16 protein-coding genes and 2 riboswitches are annotated in these 14,862 nt (G+C 61.2%); of the genes, 8 read left to right on the top strand and 8 right to left on the bottom strand.

What is annotated here, in order from left to right; all coding sequences use genetic code 11:
* Window positions 1-57: 57 nt before the first annotated feature.
* Window positions 58-1,296 carry a DUF2254 domain-containing protein gene (locus tag INT39_RS15725; RefSeq protein ID WP_319021371.1) on the top strand — a complete coding sequence of 413 codons (1,239 nt, stop codon included), beginning with the start codon at window positions 58-60 and terminating at the stop codon, window positions 1,294-1,296.
* A gap of 32 nt (window positions 1,297-1,328) precedes the next feature.
* Here INT39_RS15725 and mapR read toward each other — a convergent pair whose 3' ends face one another.
* Window positions 1,329-2,738 carry a GntR family transcriptional regulator MpaR gene (gene mapR, locus INT39_RS15720; protein WP_193074948.1) on the bottom strand — a complete coding sequence of 470 codons (1,410 nt, stop codon included), beginning with the start codon at window positions 2,736-2,738 and terminating at the stop codon, window positions 1,329-1,331.
* Between the two features lie 17 nt (window positions 2,739-2,755).
* Complete coding sequence (gene ccoG / locus INT39_RS15715; protein ID WP_193074947.1) at window positions 2,756-4,162, bottom strand: cytochrome c oxidase accessory protein CcoG; 1,407 nt, start codon at window positions 4,160-4,162, stop codon at window positions 2,756-2,758.
* Between the two features lie 354 nt (window positions 4,163-4,516).
* Between ccoG and INT39_RS15710 the strand changes: the two genes are divergently transcribed.
* Window positions 4,517-4,870, top strand: a complete 354-nt coding sequence (locus tag INT39_RS15710; protein ID WP_193074946.1) for a CidA/LrgA family protein — start codon at window positions 4,517-4,519, stop codon at window positions 4,868-4,870.
* Window positions 4,867-5,553 (top strand): LrgB family protein, encoded by a 687-nt coding sequence (locus INT39_RS15705; protein WP_193074945.1) that lies wholly within the window; start codon window positions 4,867-4,869, stop codon window positions 5,551-5,553. The genes INT39_RS15710 and INT39_RS15705 overlap by 4 nt, the downstream gene beginning before the upstream one ends.
* Window positions 5,554-5,606: 53 nt before the next feature.
* On the opposite strand, the gene INT39_RS15700 is transcribed toward INT39_RS15705, so the two are convergent.
* The 3 genes from INT39_RS15700 to INT39_RS15690 form a co-directional block, all read right to left on the bottom strand.
* Window positions 5,607-7,103: a catalase gene (locus INT39_RS15700; RefSeq protein WP_193074944.1), complete on the bottom strand. Its 1,497-nt coding sequence runs from the start codon at window positions 7,101-7,103 to the stop codon at window positions 5,607-5,609.
* A 104-nt stretch (window positions 7,104-7,207) separates the two neighbouring features.
* A complete protein-coding gene (locus tag INT39_RS15695; protein WP_193074943.1) occupies window positions 7,208-8,185 on the bottom strand; it encodes a glutathione S-transferase family protein in 978 nt (325 codons plus the stop codon).
* Between the two features lie 187 nt (window positions 8,186-8,372).
* Window positions 8,373-8,993: a trimeric intracellular cation channel family protein gene (locus INT39_RS15690; protein ID WP_193074942.1), complete on the bottom strand. Its 621-nt coding sequence runs from the start codon at window positions 8,991-8,993 to the stop codon at window positions 8,373-8,375.
* A gap of 23 nt (window positions 8,994-9,016) precedes the next feature.
* Window positions 9,017-9,113: riboswitch (glycine riboswitch) on the bottom strand.
* Window positions 9,114-9,153: 40 nt separating this feature from the next.
* A riboswitch (glycine riboswitch) is annotated at window positions 9,154-9,241 on the bottom strand.
* A 141-nt stretch (window positions 9,242-9,382) separates the two neighbouring features.
* Here INT39_RS15690 and INT39_RS15685 point away from each other — a divergent pair.
* From INT39_RS15685 to dtd, 5 genes are all read left to right on the top strand, one after another.
* Window positions 9,383-9,919 (top strand): DUF924 family protein, encoded by a 537-nt coding sequence (locus INT39_RS15685; protein WP_193074941.1) that lies wholly within the window; start codon window positions 9,383-9,385, stop codon window positions 9,917-9,919.
* Window positions 9,920-9,965: 46 nt separating this feature from the next.
* Entirely contained in the window at window positions 9,966-10,913 is a 948-nt protein-coding gene (locus INT39_RS15680) for an META domain-containing protein (protein ID WP_193074940.1), read from the top strand.
* Between the two features lie 21 nt (window positions 10,914-10,934).
* Window positions 10,935-11,516 (top strand): NnrU family protein, encoded by a 582-nt coding sequence (locus tag INT39_RS15675; protein WP_193074939.1) that lies wholly within the window; start codon window positions 10,935-10,937, stop codon window positions 11,514-11,516.
* Between the two features lie 106 nt (window positions 11,517-11,622).
* Window positions 11,623-12,594, top strand: a complete 972-nt coding sequence (gene pip / locus INT39_RS15670; RefSeq protein ID WP_193074938.1) for a prolyl aminopeptidase — start codon at window positions 11,623-11,625, stop codon at window positions 12,592-12,594.
* Window positions 12,595-13,032 (top strand): D-aminoacyl-tRNA deacylase, encoded by a 438-nt coding sequence (dtd, locus tag INT39_RS15665; protein ID WP_193074937.1) that lies wholly within the window; start codon window positions 12,595-12,597, stop codon window positions 13,030-13,032. It begins immediately after the preceding gene.
* Window positions 13,033-13,034: 2 nt separating this feature from the next.
* Here dtd and INT39_RS15660 read toward each other — a convergent pair whose 3' ends face one another.
* The 3 genes from INT39_RS15660 to INT39_RS15650 all read right to left on the bottom strand — a co-directional run bounded on the left by INT39_RS15660 (window position 13,035) and on the right by INT39_RS15650 (window position 14,840).
* Window positions 13,035-13,376 carry a GlpM family protein gene (locus tag INT39_RS15660; RefSeq protein ID WP_319021375.1) on the bottom strand — a complete coding sequence of 114 codons (342 nt, stop codon included), beginning with the start codon at window positions 13,374-13,376 and terminating at the stop codon, window positions 13,035-13,037.
* A gap of 121 nt (window positions 13,377-13,497) precedes the next feature.
* Complete coding sequence (locus INT39_RS15655; RefSeq protein ID WP_193074935.1) at window positions 13,498-14,082, bottom strand: 2-hydroxychromene-2-carboxylate isomerase; 585 nt, start codon at window positions 14,080-14,082, stop codon at window positions 13,498-13,500.
* A 29-nt stretch (window positions 14,083-14,111) separates the two neighbouring features.
* Window positions 14,112-14,840 (bottom strand): SDR family oxidoreductase, encoded by a 729-nt coding sequence (locus INT39_RS15650; RefSeq protein WP_193074934.1) that lies wholly within the window; start codon window positions 14,838-14,840, stop codon window positions 14,112-14,114.
* Between the last annotated feature and the right edge of the window lie 22 nt (window positions 14,841-14,862).

Here is a 14,862-nt window from a genome sequence, read left to right as displayed (position 1 = left end):
TGCACGTTGCCGGGACGGTGCTACGCTCTAGTCAGCGAAACGGGAGCGGAGGCAGGCGTGAATTACTGGCATTGGCTCTATGAGCGAGTAAAACGCCAGCTGTGGTGGCGGGCGGTGGTCTTTGGTATCGCGGGGATGCTCACGGCGGTGCTGGCGCTGGTCGCGGAGCGGGTCTTCCCTTGGGAGATGCCGTTCAACCTGAGCTCGGATGCAGTGGATAGTCTGCTCAATATCATCGCTTCGAGCATGCTGGCGGTCACGACATTCTCGCTGGGGGTAATGACCGCGGCCTTTGGCGCGGCAACCACCAACGTCACGCCGCGGGCGACCAAGTTGTTGATGGAAGACGAGCTGACCAACAACGTGCTGTCGACCTTCATTGGCGCCTTCCTGTTCAGCATCGTTGGCATCATTGTGCTCAAGACCGGCTCCTACGGTGAGCGTGGGCGGGCGGTGCTGTTCCTGTTCACTATTGTGGTTATCGGGCTGGTAGTGATCCAGTTGTTGCGCTGGATCAACCACCTGATCTCGCTGGGCCGGGTGGGCACGACCATCGACCGGGTCGAGCAGGTTGCCGGCGCGGCGCTGACCGAGCGCCTGGCGGTGCCCTATCTGGGCGCCAACCCCTGGCCCGATGTGGGCGCGGTGCCACCGGGCGCGATTCCGGTGTACGCCAGCGCCATCGGCTATATCCAGTTTATCGATATCCCGGTGTTGTCCCGCCTATGCGAAGAAGCGGACTGCGAAGCCTACTTGCCGCTTAACCCGGGCGCGTTCGTGTTCGAGGATACGGTGGTGGTCTGGCTCCATTCGCAGCAGGATCTATCGGAGGTTTCCGGGCAGATGGCAGATCAGTTTGTGATCGACACCAACCGTAGTTTTGAACAGGACCCGCGCTTCGGGTTGGCGGTCATGTCGGAAATCGCCTCGCGGGCGCTATCGCCGGCCGTCAATGACCCGGGCACGGCCATCGATGTGATTGGTCGTCTGACGCGCCTGCTGTCCCAATGGGCGGGTGGGCGGGACGATGTGCCCGTCGACTATGCACGCCTGCATCTGTCGCCGCTGGGCGATGACGACTTGCTTGAAGATGCGTTCATGCTGATAGCTCGCGATGGCGCTGGGATGATCGAGGTGCAGCTGCGGCTGCAGAAGTCGCTGGCGGCATTGCAGCGGCGGGGCAGTACGAGCTTTCGTCAGGCGGCCGCCAGACAGTCGGCCATCGCGTTGCAACGCAGTGAGGTGGCGCTGACCTGTGTGGCAGATCAACAGCGGCTGCGTGAAGCGCTGGAATGACCAGTTCAGTTTGCTGAGGCTGAAGGCGAAGCTCAGAACGACCGCAGCATCCGCCCCAGCAGTTCCATCGCCTGCTCGCTGTCCGGGCCCCAGGCGTGGCCGTGGTTCAGGCGCGCGCAGTGGCGAAAGCTCTGGCTGGCGGAGAAGATCGGGCCGGGTGCCAGGCTGATGCCCTGGGCCAGGGCTAATCTGAATAACTGCAGCGAATCGACCTGCTCGGGAAACTCGAACCAGAGGAAATAACCACCGTCGGGCTGGGTCACGCGGGTGCCCTTGGGGAAATGGCGGGCGGCGGAGGCGAGCATCGCCTCCTGTTGGCGTTGCAGGGCATGGCGTAATTTGCGCAGGTGGCGATCGTAGCCGCCATGCTGCAGGTAATCGGCGATGGCGGTCTGGGCCGGCACCGAGGGCGAGATAGTGGTCATCAGCTTGAGCCGGGCGATGCGCTCGGTGAAACGCCCGCCGGCTACCCAGCCCACCCGGTAGCCGGGTGCCAGGGTCTTGGAGAAAGACCCGCAGTGGATCACCAGCCCTTCGCTGTCCAGCCCCTTGATCGGCATGGGCGGACGTTCGCCGTAATGCAGTTCGGCATAGACATCGTCTTCGATCAGCGGCACCTGATGCTCCTGCAGCAGGTTGTACAACTGCTGTTTGCGGCTGTCATCCAGGCTGGCGCCGAGTGGGTTCTGAAAGCTGCTCATGAACCAGCAGGCCTTGATCGGCAGGCTGCCCATACGTTCGCGCAGTACCGCCAGATCGATGCCGTCCCGTGGGTGCACGGGAATCTCCACGGCCTTCAATTGCAACCGTTCGAGTACCTGCAGGCAGGCATAGAAGGTCGGTGACTCGATCGCCACCAGATCGCCGGCCTGGGTCACGCTCTGCAGCCCGAGGTTGAGGGCTTCCAGTGCACCGTTGGTGACCACCAGTTCTTCTATCGGCAACCTGACCCCGCTGACCATGTAGCGCAGGGCGATCTGGCGCATCAGGTCGGGATTGCCTGCGGTCATGTCGGCGATGATGTCATGGGGCGACAGGTTGCGCAGGCTGCTGGTCATGGAGCGGGCCAGGCGGGCCATCGGGAACAGGTCGGGGCTGGGAAAGGCCGAGCCGAAGGGCACCGTATGCGGGTTCTTCAGTGAGCCGAGTACCGAAAATACCAGCTCGCTGACGCCGACCTCGGTGGTCGGCGGCACTGCTGGAGTGGGCTGCGGGTCAGGCAGGGGCAGCCCGGCCAGGCTGCGGACAAAGTAGCCGGAGCGGGCACGGGCCTGGATCAGCCCGCGATCCTCCAGCAGGTAATAGGCCTGGAATACCGTGGACGGGCTCACGCCATAGCTCTGGCTGGCCTGGCGCACCGAAGGAATCCGCTCGCCCGGCGCCAGAATGCCGGTGCGAATCAATTCGGCAATGGTATCGGCCAGGCGCTCGTAGCGTTTCATCGAATGGTTCCATGCAGTCAGTAGCTGGCCGGTGCCAGAAAGGTTGATTCGGCCACAACCGGTGCGCTGTTGTCATCCTCTGCGGCGAGTCTGAAGCGGATGCGCTGGCGTGCCGCGGGAGGTTGTTCGCCGGTCCAGACCACACTGAGCGGCAGATCGTGGATATCTTCGGCCGCCAGCTGCACGCTGGTCGGGGTCGCCAATTGCAGACCCTGCGGTGCATCGAGGGTTATCTGAAAGCGGCCGGGTCGTTGGCTCTTGTTGATCACCTTGAGACTGTAGCTGTTCTCCAGCTGGCCGGCGCTGTTCTCGCGAAACAGATTGCCGCGGTCGCGGCTAACATCCAGCGACATCATCGGCCGGCCCAGCAGCGCCACCACGAACAGGCCGATCATCAGCGCCAGCATGCTGCCGTAGCCAAGCAGCCGGGGTCGCAGCCAGCGTGTGGTGCCGCCTTGCTGAGCACGCTCGGAGGTGTAGCTGATCAGGCCGCGCGCATAACCCATGCGGTCCATGACGCTGTCGCAGGCATCGATGCAGGCGGCGCAGGCGATGCATTCGAACTGCAGGCCGTCACGGATATCGATGCCGGTTGGGCAGACCTGCACGCACAGGGTGCAGTCGATGCAATCCCCCAGGCCCTGCTCGGCCGGCTTGCTGTCCCGGCGCCGCGGTCCGCGTTGCTCGCCCCGTTCGGTGTCATAGGCGATGACCAGTGTGTCGCGGTCGAACATAGCGCTCTGGAACCGCCCGTAGGGGCACATGTCGCGGCAGACGTTCTCGCGTAGCCAGCCGGCGTTGATATAGGTGGCGGCAGTGAAGAAGAACAACCAGAACGCTGCCTGGGCGCCCAGGTCGAGGGTGAACAGACCCACGGCCAGCTCGCGGATCGGCGTGAAATAGCCGACGAAAGTGAGCGCCGTGGCCAGGCTCACGCCCAGCCAGATGGCGTGCTTGGCGCCGCGTCGCAGCAGCTTGGCGACGGACCATGGCGCGGCATCGAGGCGCACGCGCTGGTGGCGGTCGCCTTCGGTGACCTTCTCCGCCCACATGAACACCCAGGTCCACACGCTCTGCGGGCAGGTGTAGCCGCACCAGATGCGTCCGGCGACCACCGTGATGAAGAACAGGCCGAAGGCGGCGATGATCAGGATCGCCGACAGCAGGATCAGATCCTGAGGCCAGAAGGTCGCGCCGAAGATGTGAAATTTGCGGCTGGCCAGATCCCACAGCACGGCCTGACGCTGGTGCCAGTTCAGCCAGGCCGTGCCGAAGAACAGTAGGAACAGCAGGCCGGCGCCGAGCAGGCGCAGCCGCCGGTAGTGCCCTTCGAAGCTGCGGGTATGAATCGGCCCGCCGAGCTGGGCAGGCGTGTTGCGTGCAATGGTGGCGTCGATGATCTCGACGGGAATACGTTCACCCATGGTCTACCCCATCAATCATGAATCAGGCTGATGACATGATCGTGAGTGGGCCTGATATGAAACAGACTCAGGTTTTCGATAAAAAACCGTATCAGCAGCAAAGCCGCGTAGTTAGGGGGTGACGCATTGTCGCAGGCCGCTCTGTTATGACGGAGCGGGGATTACTGCCATGAGCAGCTTGCCATGACAGGGCGCTGATACGGTTTTCAGCACGGTATCTGAGCCTGTTTATTTGTTAGTTGATGTTGCATAGTGCCCGGTCGAATCCAAATTGCCATGAGGCTGTCGCTGCATGTATTACCAGCAAAACAAGTGCGAACGGGGCGGGCCTGGTCCGCGTGAAAGGAGGCGGGCATGAATCTGGGTGCTCTGCTGTGGTTGATGGCACTGCAGGCGGCGGGCGCGGTGATCAGTCATTTTCTGGTGCCGGCGCTGCCGGGACCGATTATCGGCATGGTGCTGCTGGTGCTGGGCCTGGTTTTCCTCGGCGAGGTACCGGAGTCGCTGCAGCGGACCGCGTCAGCACTGCTCGGCTATCTGCCGCTGCTGCTGGTGGTGCCGGCGTCGGGCATCATGCTCAGTCATGATCGCCTGCTGGCGGACTGGTTGCCCATCGCGCTGGCGCTGGTTGGCTCGCTACTGGTAGCCGTGCCGTTCTGTGGCTGGCTGCTGCAATGGCTGATCCGCCGTCAGGAGAGCCGCCAATGATCGCTCTGCTGGTAACCATCCCGGTATTTGCGCCGATGTTGACCATAGCGGCCTATCAGGTGGCGCTCTGGGTGCAGCGTCGTACTGGTTCGCTGCTGCTGCAGCCGGTAATCGTGACGCTGATGCTGGTGATCGCGATGCTCCTGCTGCTGGATATCGATTACCTCATCTACCGCGAAGCCGCGGAGCCGATCGCCCTGTTGCTCGGCCCGGCGACCGTGGCGCTGGCGGTGCCGCTGTACCAGCAACGCCAGCGCATCCGCGTGTTGCTGTGGCCGATCCTGATCACCCTGCTGGTCGGTGGTGTGCTGATTGTGGTGCTGACCCTGCTGCTTGGTTGGCTGCTGGGTGCGCCCTTCGTCACGCTGATGTCGCTGGCGCCCAAGTCGGTGACCATGCCGATTGCCATGCTGCTGTCCGAACAGGCTGGCGGTGATGCAGCGATGACCGCGGCGCTGGTGATGCTGACGGGGGTGATCGGTACCGTGATGGCACCGCCGCTGCTGCGTCTGGCGCGGGTTGATTCACCTGCGGCGCGGGGGCTGACCCTGGGCATGAACGCCCATGCCATCGGCACAGCTCATGCGCTGCGCGAAGGTGGCGAATGTGCTGCTTTTGCGGCGCTGGGGATGAGTCTGCTGGGGCTGGCGACGGCATTGCTGCTGCCCTGGTTTGTGGGCTGAATAAAAATGGGGGCCTGCATTGCGCAGGCCCCCATTATCTGCAGAACGTCAGCTCAGGCTTCACCCATGCCTTCGGCAGGCTGACTGGCGGTTCCAGAGCGTACTTTCTCCTCAATGCGCCGACCCACTTCGGCGTCGACGTTACGCCAGTATTCAAAGGCACGCTCCAACACTGGGCTACGCACGCCACCGAGCAGACTGCCGGCGACCTGCTCGACCAGCTGGGCGCGTTCCTCGTCATTGAATACCTCACGTACCAGGGTTCCCGGCTGGCCGAAGTCATCATCCTCGGCATGCAGCGTATAGGCGCTGCGCACCATGTCGCCGTCCGCTTCCCAGCCATCTTCCATCTTGCCGGTACTGTCCGCCCAGCTGCGATCGCCGCTGTTGGGTACATAGACCGGTGCGTTGCCGCTGTGCTCGTAGGTCATCTGACCGTCGAACATGTAGGTGTTGACCGGTACTTTCGGGCGGTTTACCGGCAACTGATGGAAGTTGGTACCGATACGGTTACGTTGTGCGTCGTTGTAGGCGAAGGCGCGGCCGAGCAGCATCTTGTCGGGAGACAGGCCTATACCGGGCACCGTGTTGCCGGGGGAGAAGGCCGCCTGCTCGATCTGGGCGAAGAAGTTCTCCGGATTGCGGTTCAGGGTCATCTTGCCGACCTTGATCAGCGGATAATCCTTGTGCGACCAGATCTTGGTCAGATCGAAGGGGTTGAAGCGATAGGTGGCGGCGTCGGCATAGGGCATGACCTGCACAGACATGATCCAGCTCGGGTGCTCGCCGCGGGCAATGGCCTCGAACAGGTCGCGGCGGTGATAATCCGCATCGATCCCGGCCATGTTGGCAGCTTCGGCGTTATTGAAGAACTCCATGCCTTGCTCGGTATGGAAGTGGTACTTGACCCAGAAGCGTTCGCCGGAAGCGTTGATCCACATGTAGGTGTGGGAGCCGTAGCCGTTCATGTGGCGCCAGGTGCGCGGCAGGCCGCGAGGCCCCATCAGGTAGGTCACCTGATGCGCCGACTCGGGGTTGTTGGTCCAGAAGTCCCACTGCATATGGTTGTCGCGCAGGCCGGAGTCAGGCAGGCGTTTCTGGCTGCGGATAAAGTGGGGGAATTTCATCGGATCACGCACGAAAAAGATCGGCGTGTTGTTGCCGACCAGGTCGTAGTTGCCTTCGTCGGTATAGAACTTCAACGAAAATCCGCGTACGTCACGCCAGGTATCCGGGCTACCCATCTCGCCGGCGACGGTGGAGAAGCGCGCCAGCATCTCGGTCTGGCTGCCTCGCTGGAACAGTGCCGCCTTGGTGTAGGCGGACACATCTTCGGTGGTTTCGAACACACCGAAGGCGCCGGAGCCCTTGGCATGGGGTTGGCGCTCGGGCACCTTTTCACGGTTGAAGTGGGCCATCTGCTCCAGGAAGTGCACATCATGGAGCATGATCGGGCCGTTGGCGCCAATGGTCAGGGAATTGCGATCGCTGGGTGCCGGTGCGCCGGTGCTCATGGTCGAGCCGGTTGCTGGCTTGTCGGTATCACTCATGGGGCATCCTCTTGGTCAGGCGTGTAGGGGGAAGCCTTCAGCGTTCGGCTTCTCGTCACTACTGTAGACCATGTTGTGTGGACAGGTGCCGGGTGAGCACAGGCTCAGAGCCTGTCGCGCCCATGCGGTCGATCCAGATCCAGCAGCGGGCCAGCCGGTACTATGCCGGTCGGGTTGATGGTGGCGTGGCTGCGGTAGTAATGGTCCTTGATGTGTTGCATGTTCACGGTCGCTGCCACACCGGGCCACTGGTACAGCTCGCGCACATAAGCCGACAGATTGGGGTAATCCACAATGCGCTTGAGGTTGCATTTGAAGTGGCCGTGGTACACAGGGTCGAAGCGAATCAATGTGGTGAACAGCCGCCAGTCGGCTTCGGTCAGGGCGTCGCCCAGCAGGTAGCGCTGACCGGATAGACGTTGCTCAAGCTCATCGAGCATATCGAACAGCGGCCAGAATGCCTGCTCGTAGGCTTCGGTGGTGGTGGCAAAGCCGGCCTTGTATACGCCGTTGTTGATGCGGTCATAAACACGCTCATTGATCTCGTCGATCTGTGCGCGCAGTGCTGCTGGATAGTAATCGCCCGGCTTGGCGCCGATACCGTCAAAAGCGCTGTTGAGCATGCGGATGATTTCCGCCGACTCGTTGTTGACGATTCGCTGCTGTTGTTTGTCCCACAATACCGGCACCGTGACCCGGCCGCTGTAGTCGGGATCATTGGCGGTATAGACCTGATGCATGTAATCAGCACCATTCAACGGGTCGGCAACGACGCCTGCATCGGGGTCGAAGGTCCAGCCATGTTCGCGCATCAGCGGGTTGACCACGGATAGGCTGATCATGTCTTCCAGCCCTTTGAGCGCGCGGAAGATCAGCGTGCGGTGAGCCCAGGGGCAGGCCAGGGAGACGTACAGATGGTAGCGGCCTGCTTCGGCATGAAAGCCACCGTCGCCGGTAGGGCCGGCGCTGCCATCGGCGGTGATCCAGTTGCGGTATTGTGCTTCAGTGCGGACGAAACGGCCTTGGGTGGAATCCGTGTCATACCATTTGTCGACCCATTGTCCATCGATAAGCAGACCCATGTTCTGTTCTCCTGTGAAGGGAATGAAAAGCTGTCTCTGTTACAGACAAGCTTGATGGGTCCATGGTCTATCGATTCTGGGCTGATGTTAAGCGCAAAAACAGCCGCTAATATATCTATTAATTAGATGTGTTGGCGGGTGATGGGCAGGGCTGAAGTGCAGTCCGGATGCCGGAGCTGCGCTGGAATCAGTCGTTCCAGCGGCCCGGCTCATAGGAAAACACCGGCAGCGACAGCGACCAGCGGATGGCTGACAGACGCAGGGCCAGGCCGCAGCTGAACGAGGCCAGCAGGGTGACGTCATGATTGACGCCCAGTTCGAGCAGGCTGAGATACAACAGCGCCACCAGCAGCGAGACGCTGGCATACAGCTCCTTGCGCAATACCATAGGGGTACGATTGCACAGCAGATCGCGCAGGATGCCGCCGAAGATACCGGTGGTGATACCGGCCATGATGACCACGGGCGTCTCATAGTCCAGCCGCAACGCGACGTTGCAGCCGATGACGGTAAAGGCAATCAGACCCATGGCGTCGAGGATCAGGAACAATGAATGCAGGCGATGCATGAATCGCGCAATCAGCATGGTCAACAGGCCAGCGGAGATGGTCAGGTAGATGTACATCGGGTGCTGGGTCCAGGTGACCGGATAGTTGCCCAGCAGCATGTCGCGGACCGTTCCGCCGCCCAGTGCAGTGATGAAGGCAATGAAGGCAACACCGAACATGTCCATGTTGCGCCGGCCTGCGGCAAGGGCGCCGGACATGGCCTCGGCGGTAATGGCTATCAGATAGACGTAAAGGAGCACACAGGTATCCTCCGAACTGTGTTGCCTCTCCCCCTGTCCTTTTACCTGAGAGTTTACGCAGTCATTGACTGCTTGCCCCTTCGGTGGGTTGCCTGGCAACCTCTCTCCAGCTGGCGTTACGGTTGCACCGAGTGCCATACATGGCAACTTGGGCTTCCGGATCTGATTCGCAGTAACGGTGCCTGAGCGATTATGGGAGTTTGCGCCTTCGGCGGAGGCGCGTGGCCTCTCTCTCCTGCGAGCCGGCGATTATACATAAAGCGCCGGGTATTGGTATCTCTGGCTGACCGATTGTCACAGGTCGGCGGTGGCGCGGCAGATTGGTTACACTGAGGCCTGTTATCGTCATCGCGTTGCCGATGAAATGATCTGACCAAGCGGGGTGACCCATGTACCAGCAGATACTCGAGTTCTGGTTTGAGGAGCTCAAGTCGGCTATGTGGTGGAAGAGGGATGAGCAACTGGACCAGTTGATTGGCCAGCGCTTCGGCGCGCTGCATCTACAAGCGATCAGCGGCGAATTATGGCAATGGCGTGCCACAGCGGAAGGCCGACTGGCCGAGATCATTCTGCTGGATCAGTTTTCACGCAATATCCATCGCGGTCAGCCTGAGTCCTTTGCCCATGATGGCATGGCGCTGGCGCTCGCTCAGGAAGCCATCGCTGCTGGCGCGGACATGGCGCTTCCGGTGATGCAGCGCAGCTTCATTTATCTGCCATTCATGCACAGCGAGTCGCTGCTGATCCATGAACGGGCGGTAGTGCTGTTTGGCACGCCCGGGATGGAAAGCAGTCTGAACATTGAGCTGCAGCACCGGGATATTCTGCGGCGCTTCGGTCGCTACCCGCATCGCAACAAGATTCTGGGGCGAATCTCCACCGAGGAGGAGCGGGTATTCCTGACTCAGCCGGGCTCTTCGTTCTGAGCGCCGATCCGCCGTATCTGTACCAACTTTTTATGAGGAGTACCCTATGCGCTTCAACACTCTGACGCCCGCACCGCTTGCAGCGGCTGTCGTTACCCTGGCTGGCTGCAGTACGAATGTCACGGAGCGTGCTACCACCGAGCCATTCCATGCCGAGCTGAACTGTGCTCGCCTGCCGATTACCGCTACACAGCAGGATGGTGATCAGTTGTTATTGAGCGCCAAGGGTGAGCAGTTTGTGTTGACCCAGGCGATCAGTGCTTCAGGCGCCCGGTATGTCGCCGAAGGTGAGCCGGAAACCAGTCTGTGGTTCAAGGGTGAACAGGCCAGATTGGTACTGCAGGGGGTGGAGTACCCGCACTGTGCGCCATCGACTGCGATCATCGAGCCGTTTCGCGCCTCGGGCAACGAGCCCTTCTGGTCGGTGATGTTGGAGGGGGGCATGTTGACCCTCAATCGGTTGAACGAAGGCGAGTTACCCGCTCAGGCCTATGCTGCCGGCGAAGCGGACGGGTATTTTTACACACAGGGCAGTCATCCGGTCAGCCTCGAGGTCAGTGATCAAATATGCCAGGACAGCATGAGCGGCATGCTGTATCCGCAACAGGTCAATGTTCAGGTGGAGGGTACCCGTTTGAATGGGTGCGGCGGTGACCCGGCGCGATTGCTGCAGGGCGGTGAATGGGTGGTGGAAGACATCAATGGCGGCGGTATCATAGACCGCTCGCGCGTGACGCTGAATTTTGGGGCGGATGGTCGGGTAACCGGGCGCTCCTCCTGTAACAACTTCATGGGAGAGTATCAGCTGACCGGGGAAGGCCTGAGCATCAGCCATCCGGCCACCACACGGAAAGCCTGCGCGCCATCGCTGATGGAGCAGGAACAGCGAGTGTTGCACAATCTGGACACACTTCAGCGCTTTGACATCGACGACACCGGCGCATTATTGCTGCATTCTGCCGATGGCTCACTTAAGGCCCGACTGGAATACTGATAACAACTCAAGGAGATTCATATGCTGGCGCTGGTACTGGGTTTGCTACTTTTTCTGGGCGTACATTCCACACGCCTGTTTGCCGCAGACTGGCGGGCTGCGCAGGTCAGCCGTCTTGGACTGCTACCGTGGAAAGGGATGTATGCCATTGTCGCTCTGATCGGCTTGGTGCTGATCATCTGGGGTTACGGGCAGGCACGTCTGTCGCCGACCTGGCTGTGGGTCTCGCCGGTCTGGACTCGCCACCTGGCGGCATTGCTGACCATCCCGGCCTTCATTCTGCTGGCCGCGGCCTATGTGCCCGGGACACGCATCAAGGCCCGCACCGGTCACCCGATGCTGCTGGGCGTGAAGTTCTGGGCCATTGCCCATCTGATCGCCAATGGCACGCTGGCTGATCTGTTGCTCTTTGGCGGCTTCCTCGCTTGGGCTGTGGCATTGTATGTGGTGTCGCGCCGTCGCGATCGTCTGGCTGGTGTGAGCTATCCAGCGGCGGGCTTCAGCCGGGATGCGATCGCGATTGTGGTCGGGCTGGTGGCCTGGGTGGTATTTGCCCTGCTGCTGCATGGTCCGCTGATCGGCGTCAAACCCTTCGGCGGCTGACCTGCTGGCTGGTTGAGGTGGCGGCGATCTCAGGTCGTCGTCGCCAAGGTTGTCGAGCTGTTGTCCATCACACGGGCAGTCTCACTGCCGCGTCAGGAGCATCATCATGCAGTTGCTGTATCCCGAGATAAAACCCTTTGCCCGCCATGATCTGGCTGTCGAAGCGCCCCACGTACTCTATGTCGATGAGAGTGGCCAGGCAAATGGCCTTCCGGTGGTGTTCATCCATGGCGGCCCGGGGGGTGGTTGTGACAGCCTCAGTCGGCGCTTCTTCGACCCATCGGTCTATCGCATCATCACTTTCGACCAGCGCGGCGCCGGGCGTTCCATCCCCCACGCCAGCCTGGAGAACAACACTACCGCTGCGCTGATCGAGGATCTGGAAGCGCTGCGCGAGCATCTGCACATCGACAAGTGGGTGTTGTTCGGCGGCTCCTGGGGCTCAACCCTGGCGCTGGCCTATGCCCAGGCGCACCCGCAGCGGGTCAGCGGCATGATTCTGCGCGGCATCTTTCTGTGCCGTGACGAGGATATCCGCTGGTTCTACCAGGAGGGTGCCAGCCGGGTGTTTCCGGATTACTGGGAAGACTATCAGGCGCTGATCCCCGAGGATGAGCGCGACGACATGGTGGCGGCCTATTACCGCCGGCTGACCGGTGACGATGAGATCTGTCAGATGCACGCAGCGCGTGCCTGGTCCGGCTGGGAAGGCTGCTGTGCAACCCTGCGACCCAGCACCCAGGTGGTTGAGCGCTTTACCGAGACGCGGCGTGCCTTGGCCATGGCGCGTATCGAATGCCATTACTTCATCAACAAGGCCTTTCTCGAGCCGAACCAGCTGCTCCAGGATATGCCGAAGATCGAGCATATCCCGGGCATTATCGTGCATGGCCGCTATGACATGATCTGCCCGCTGGATAACGCCCACGCGCTTCATCAGCGCTGGCCGGGCAGTGAATTGCAGATTATCCGCGAGGCGGGTCATTCTGCGTCCGAAGCCGGCATTGCCGATGCACTGGTACGAGCGACCCAGAGCATGGCGCGGCAACTGCTGCAGCTGGCGCCGGAGGCGGAATAAGTGAAGGGATTGTTGCAACGGGTCAGTCAGGCCCGCGTTGAAGTTGAAGGCGGCATAGTGGGTGCGATTGATCATGGTCTGCTGGTACTGGTCGGCATCGAACCTCAGGACGACCAGGCCAGCGCCGACAAGCTGTTGCACAAGCTGCTCAACTATCGGGTTTTCAGCGATGCCGAAGGCCGCATGAACTGCTCGGTGCAGGATGTGCAGGGCGGATTGCTATTGGTATCCCAGTTCACGCTGGCCGCTGATACGCGCAAGGGCTTGCGTCCGGGGTTCTCCACGGCGGCGCCACCGGAGCAGGCCGCCGCGTTGTTCGATTATCTGCTGGCGCAGGCCCGGAAGAGCTGGCCACAGGTGGCTACCGGACGCTTTGGTGCGGATATGCAGGTGCATCTGATCAATGACGGACCAGTGACCCTGCTGTTGGAAACCTGATTTCAGCTCGCCTGAAAGCGCCCCCACAACAGAACCAGCACTGTTGCAGCAACGCCCCAAGCGAGCATGGCCAGCAACAGGGTGGCGGGCAGCGGCAGCCGCCCTGCGCTCCAGGCGACCACGGCCAGATAGATGGCATAGGGCAACAGCGACCATAAGCCGAAGATGGCGGTAGTACGTAAATCCGCCGCCGGACGCGCGCTGCCGATGATGTAGTGAGCGATCACCGCAAAGGTCGGAAACAGCGGCACCAATCCGGCGATATAGAAACTTTTCGAGCGCGCCAGCAGCGCAATGAGCAGAACCGCCAGTGCGCCGAGCAGCGCCTTGAATGCAAGTGAAATCATGAAGTCCATACCGGGCCGATGCGCTGCTCACGCTATGCCCGGCAGGTTATCAAGTCAAGCGCGACACCCATTGTGAGAGTGGATTGTGGGAGCTGACTATAGGAGCGTTCACCGCGCCTTAGCCCAGCGCTTCCTCCACGAATTCCAGCCGATCCTGGCCGAAGAACATATCGTCACCGACGAAGAAGGTCGGGGCACCGAATACGCCTCGCTCAATGGCTTCTTCGGTGATCTGACGCAGCCGGTCTTTCACCGCGGGGTCGTTGATCTTCTGCAGGACTTCAGCAATATCGAAACCGTGGCGACCCAGCACGGCGGCGACTACCTCGGGATTCCCCATGTCCAGCTGGTCGACCCACATGGCCTGAAAGACCGCATCGACATAGTGTAGGAACTGCTCGGTACCCAGATAGGCGGCTGCGCCACGCATCAGCTGCATGGTGTTGATCGGGAAATACGGATTGTGCTGAAACGCCACCCCATAGCGCCGGGCGTAGCGCTGGAAATCCTGTCTGGTATAGCGCCCTTTGGCCGGTACGGTCGCCGGTGAGCTGTTGCCGGTGGCCTTGAACACACCGCCCAGCAGAATGGGTTGGTAGGCCAGTTCGGCGCCATGGCGCTGGGCTATATCGGCAATCTGGGTCCAGGCCAGGTAGCTGGCTGGGCTGCCCACATCAAAATAGAAATCGATTTTCTTGTTCATTGTCAGTTGTCCTGTGATGAGTGATGGGTTCAGAAGGTTTCCATCCATGGCCGCAGATCCAGCTCATGGGTCCAGGCATCCCGCGGTTGGCAATGCAATTGCCAGTATTGTTCGGCAATGTGTTCGGGATTGAGAATCCCGCCCTGATCTTTCAATGCATAGCGTTCGGGGAAGTTGTCACGGATGAAAGCGGTATCGATGGCGCCGTCGATGATCGGGTGCGCTACATGAATGCCCTGCGGCCCCAGCTCGCGGGCCATGCTCTGGGCCAGGGCGCGCAGGGCGAACTTGGCACCGGCGAAGGCGCTGAAACCGTCACCGCCACGCAGGGAGGCGGTAGCGCCAGTGAAGATGATGGTGCCGTGGCCACGCGGCAACATGGCCTTGGTCGCCTCCCGGCCGGTGAGAAAGCCAGATAGCGCAGCCATTTCCCAGACCTTGCGATATACCCGCTCGGTGGTTTCGGTGATGGAGAAGCGCACGTTGGCGCCAATGTTGAATACCACCACCTCAATCGGCCCTATGTCCCGTTCGATGCTGCTGAACAGCGCGACCATCTGTTCTTCACTGCGGGCATCGCAACCAAACGGATGGGCTTTGCCACCGGCGGTTTCGATGCTGCTGGCCAGCGGTTCCAGCTTGTCGGCCTGACGGCGGGTGATGCACAGGGTGAAACCCTCACGGGCAAAGCGTTGGGCTATGGCCCCGCCGGTGGCATCGCCGGCGCCGATGACAACAGCTACAGGTGGTCTGGACATGGTGACTCCTCATTGGTTCTTT

This window comes from Pseudomonas sp. FME51, assembly GCF_014897305.1.
Note: the sequence above shows the minus strand (reverse complement) of the source record. Positions and strands in the feature narration are given on the sequence as shown.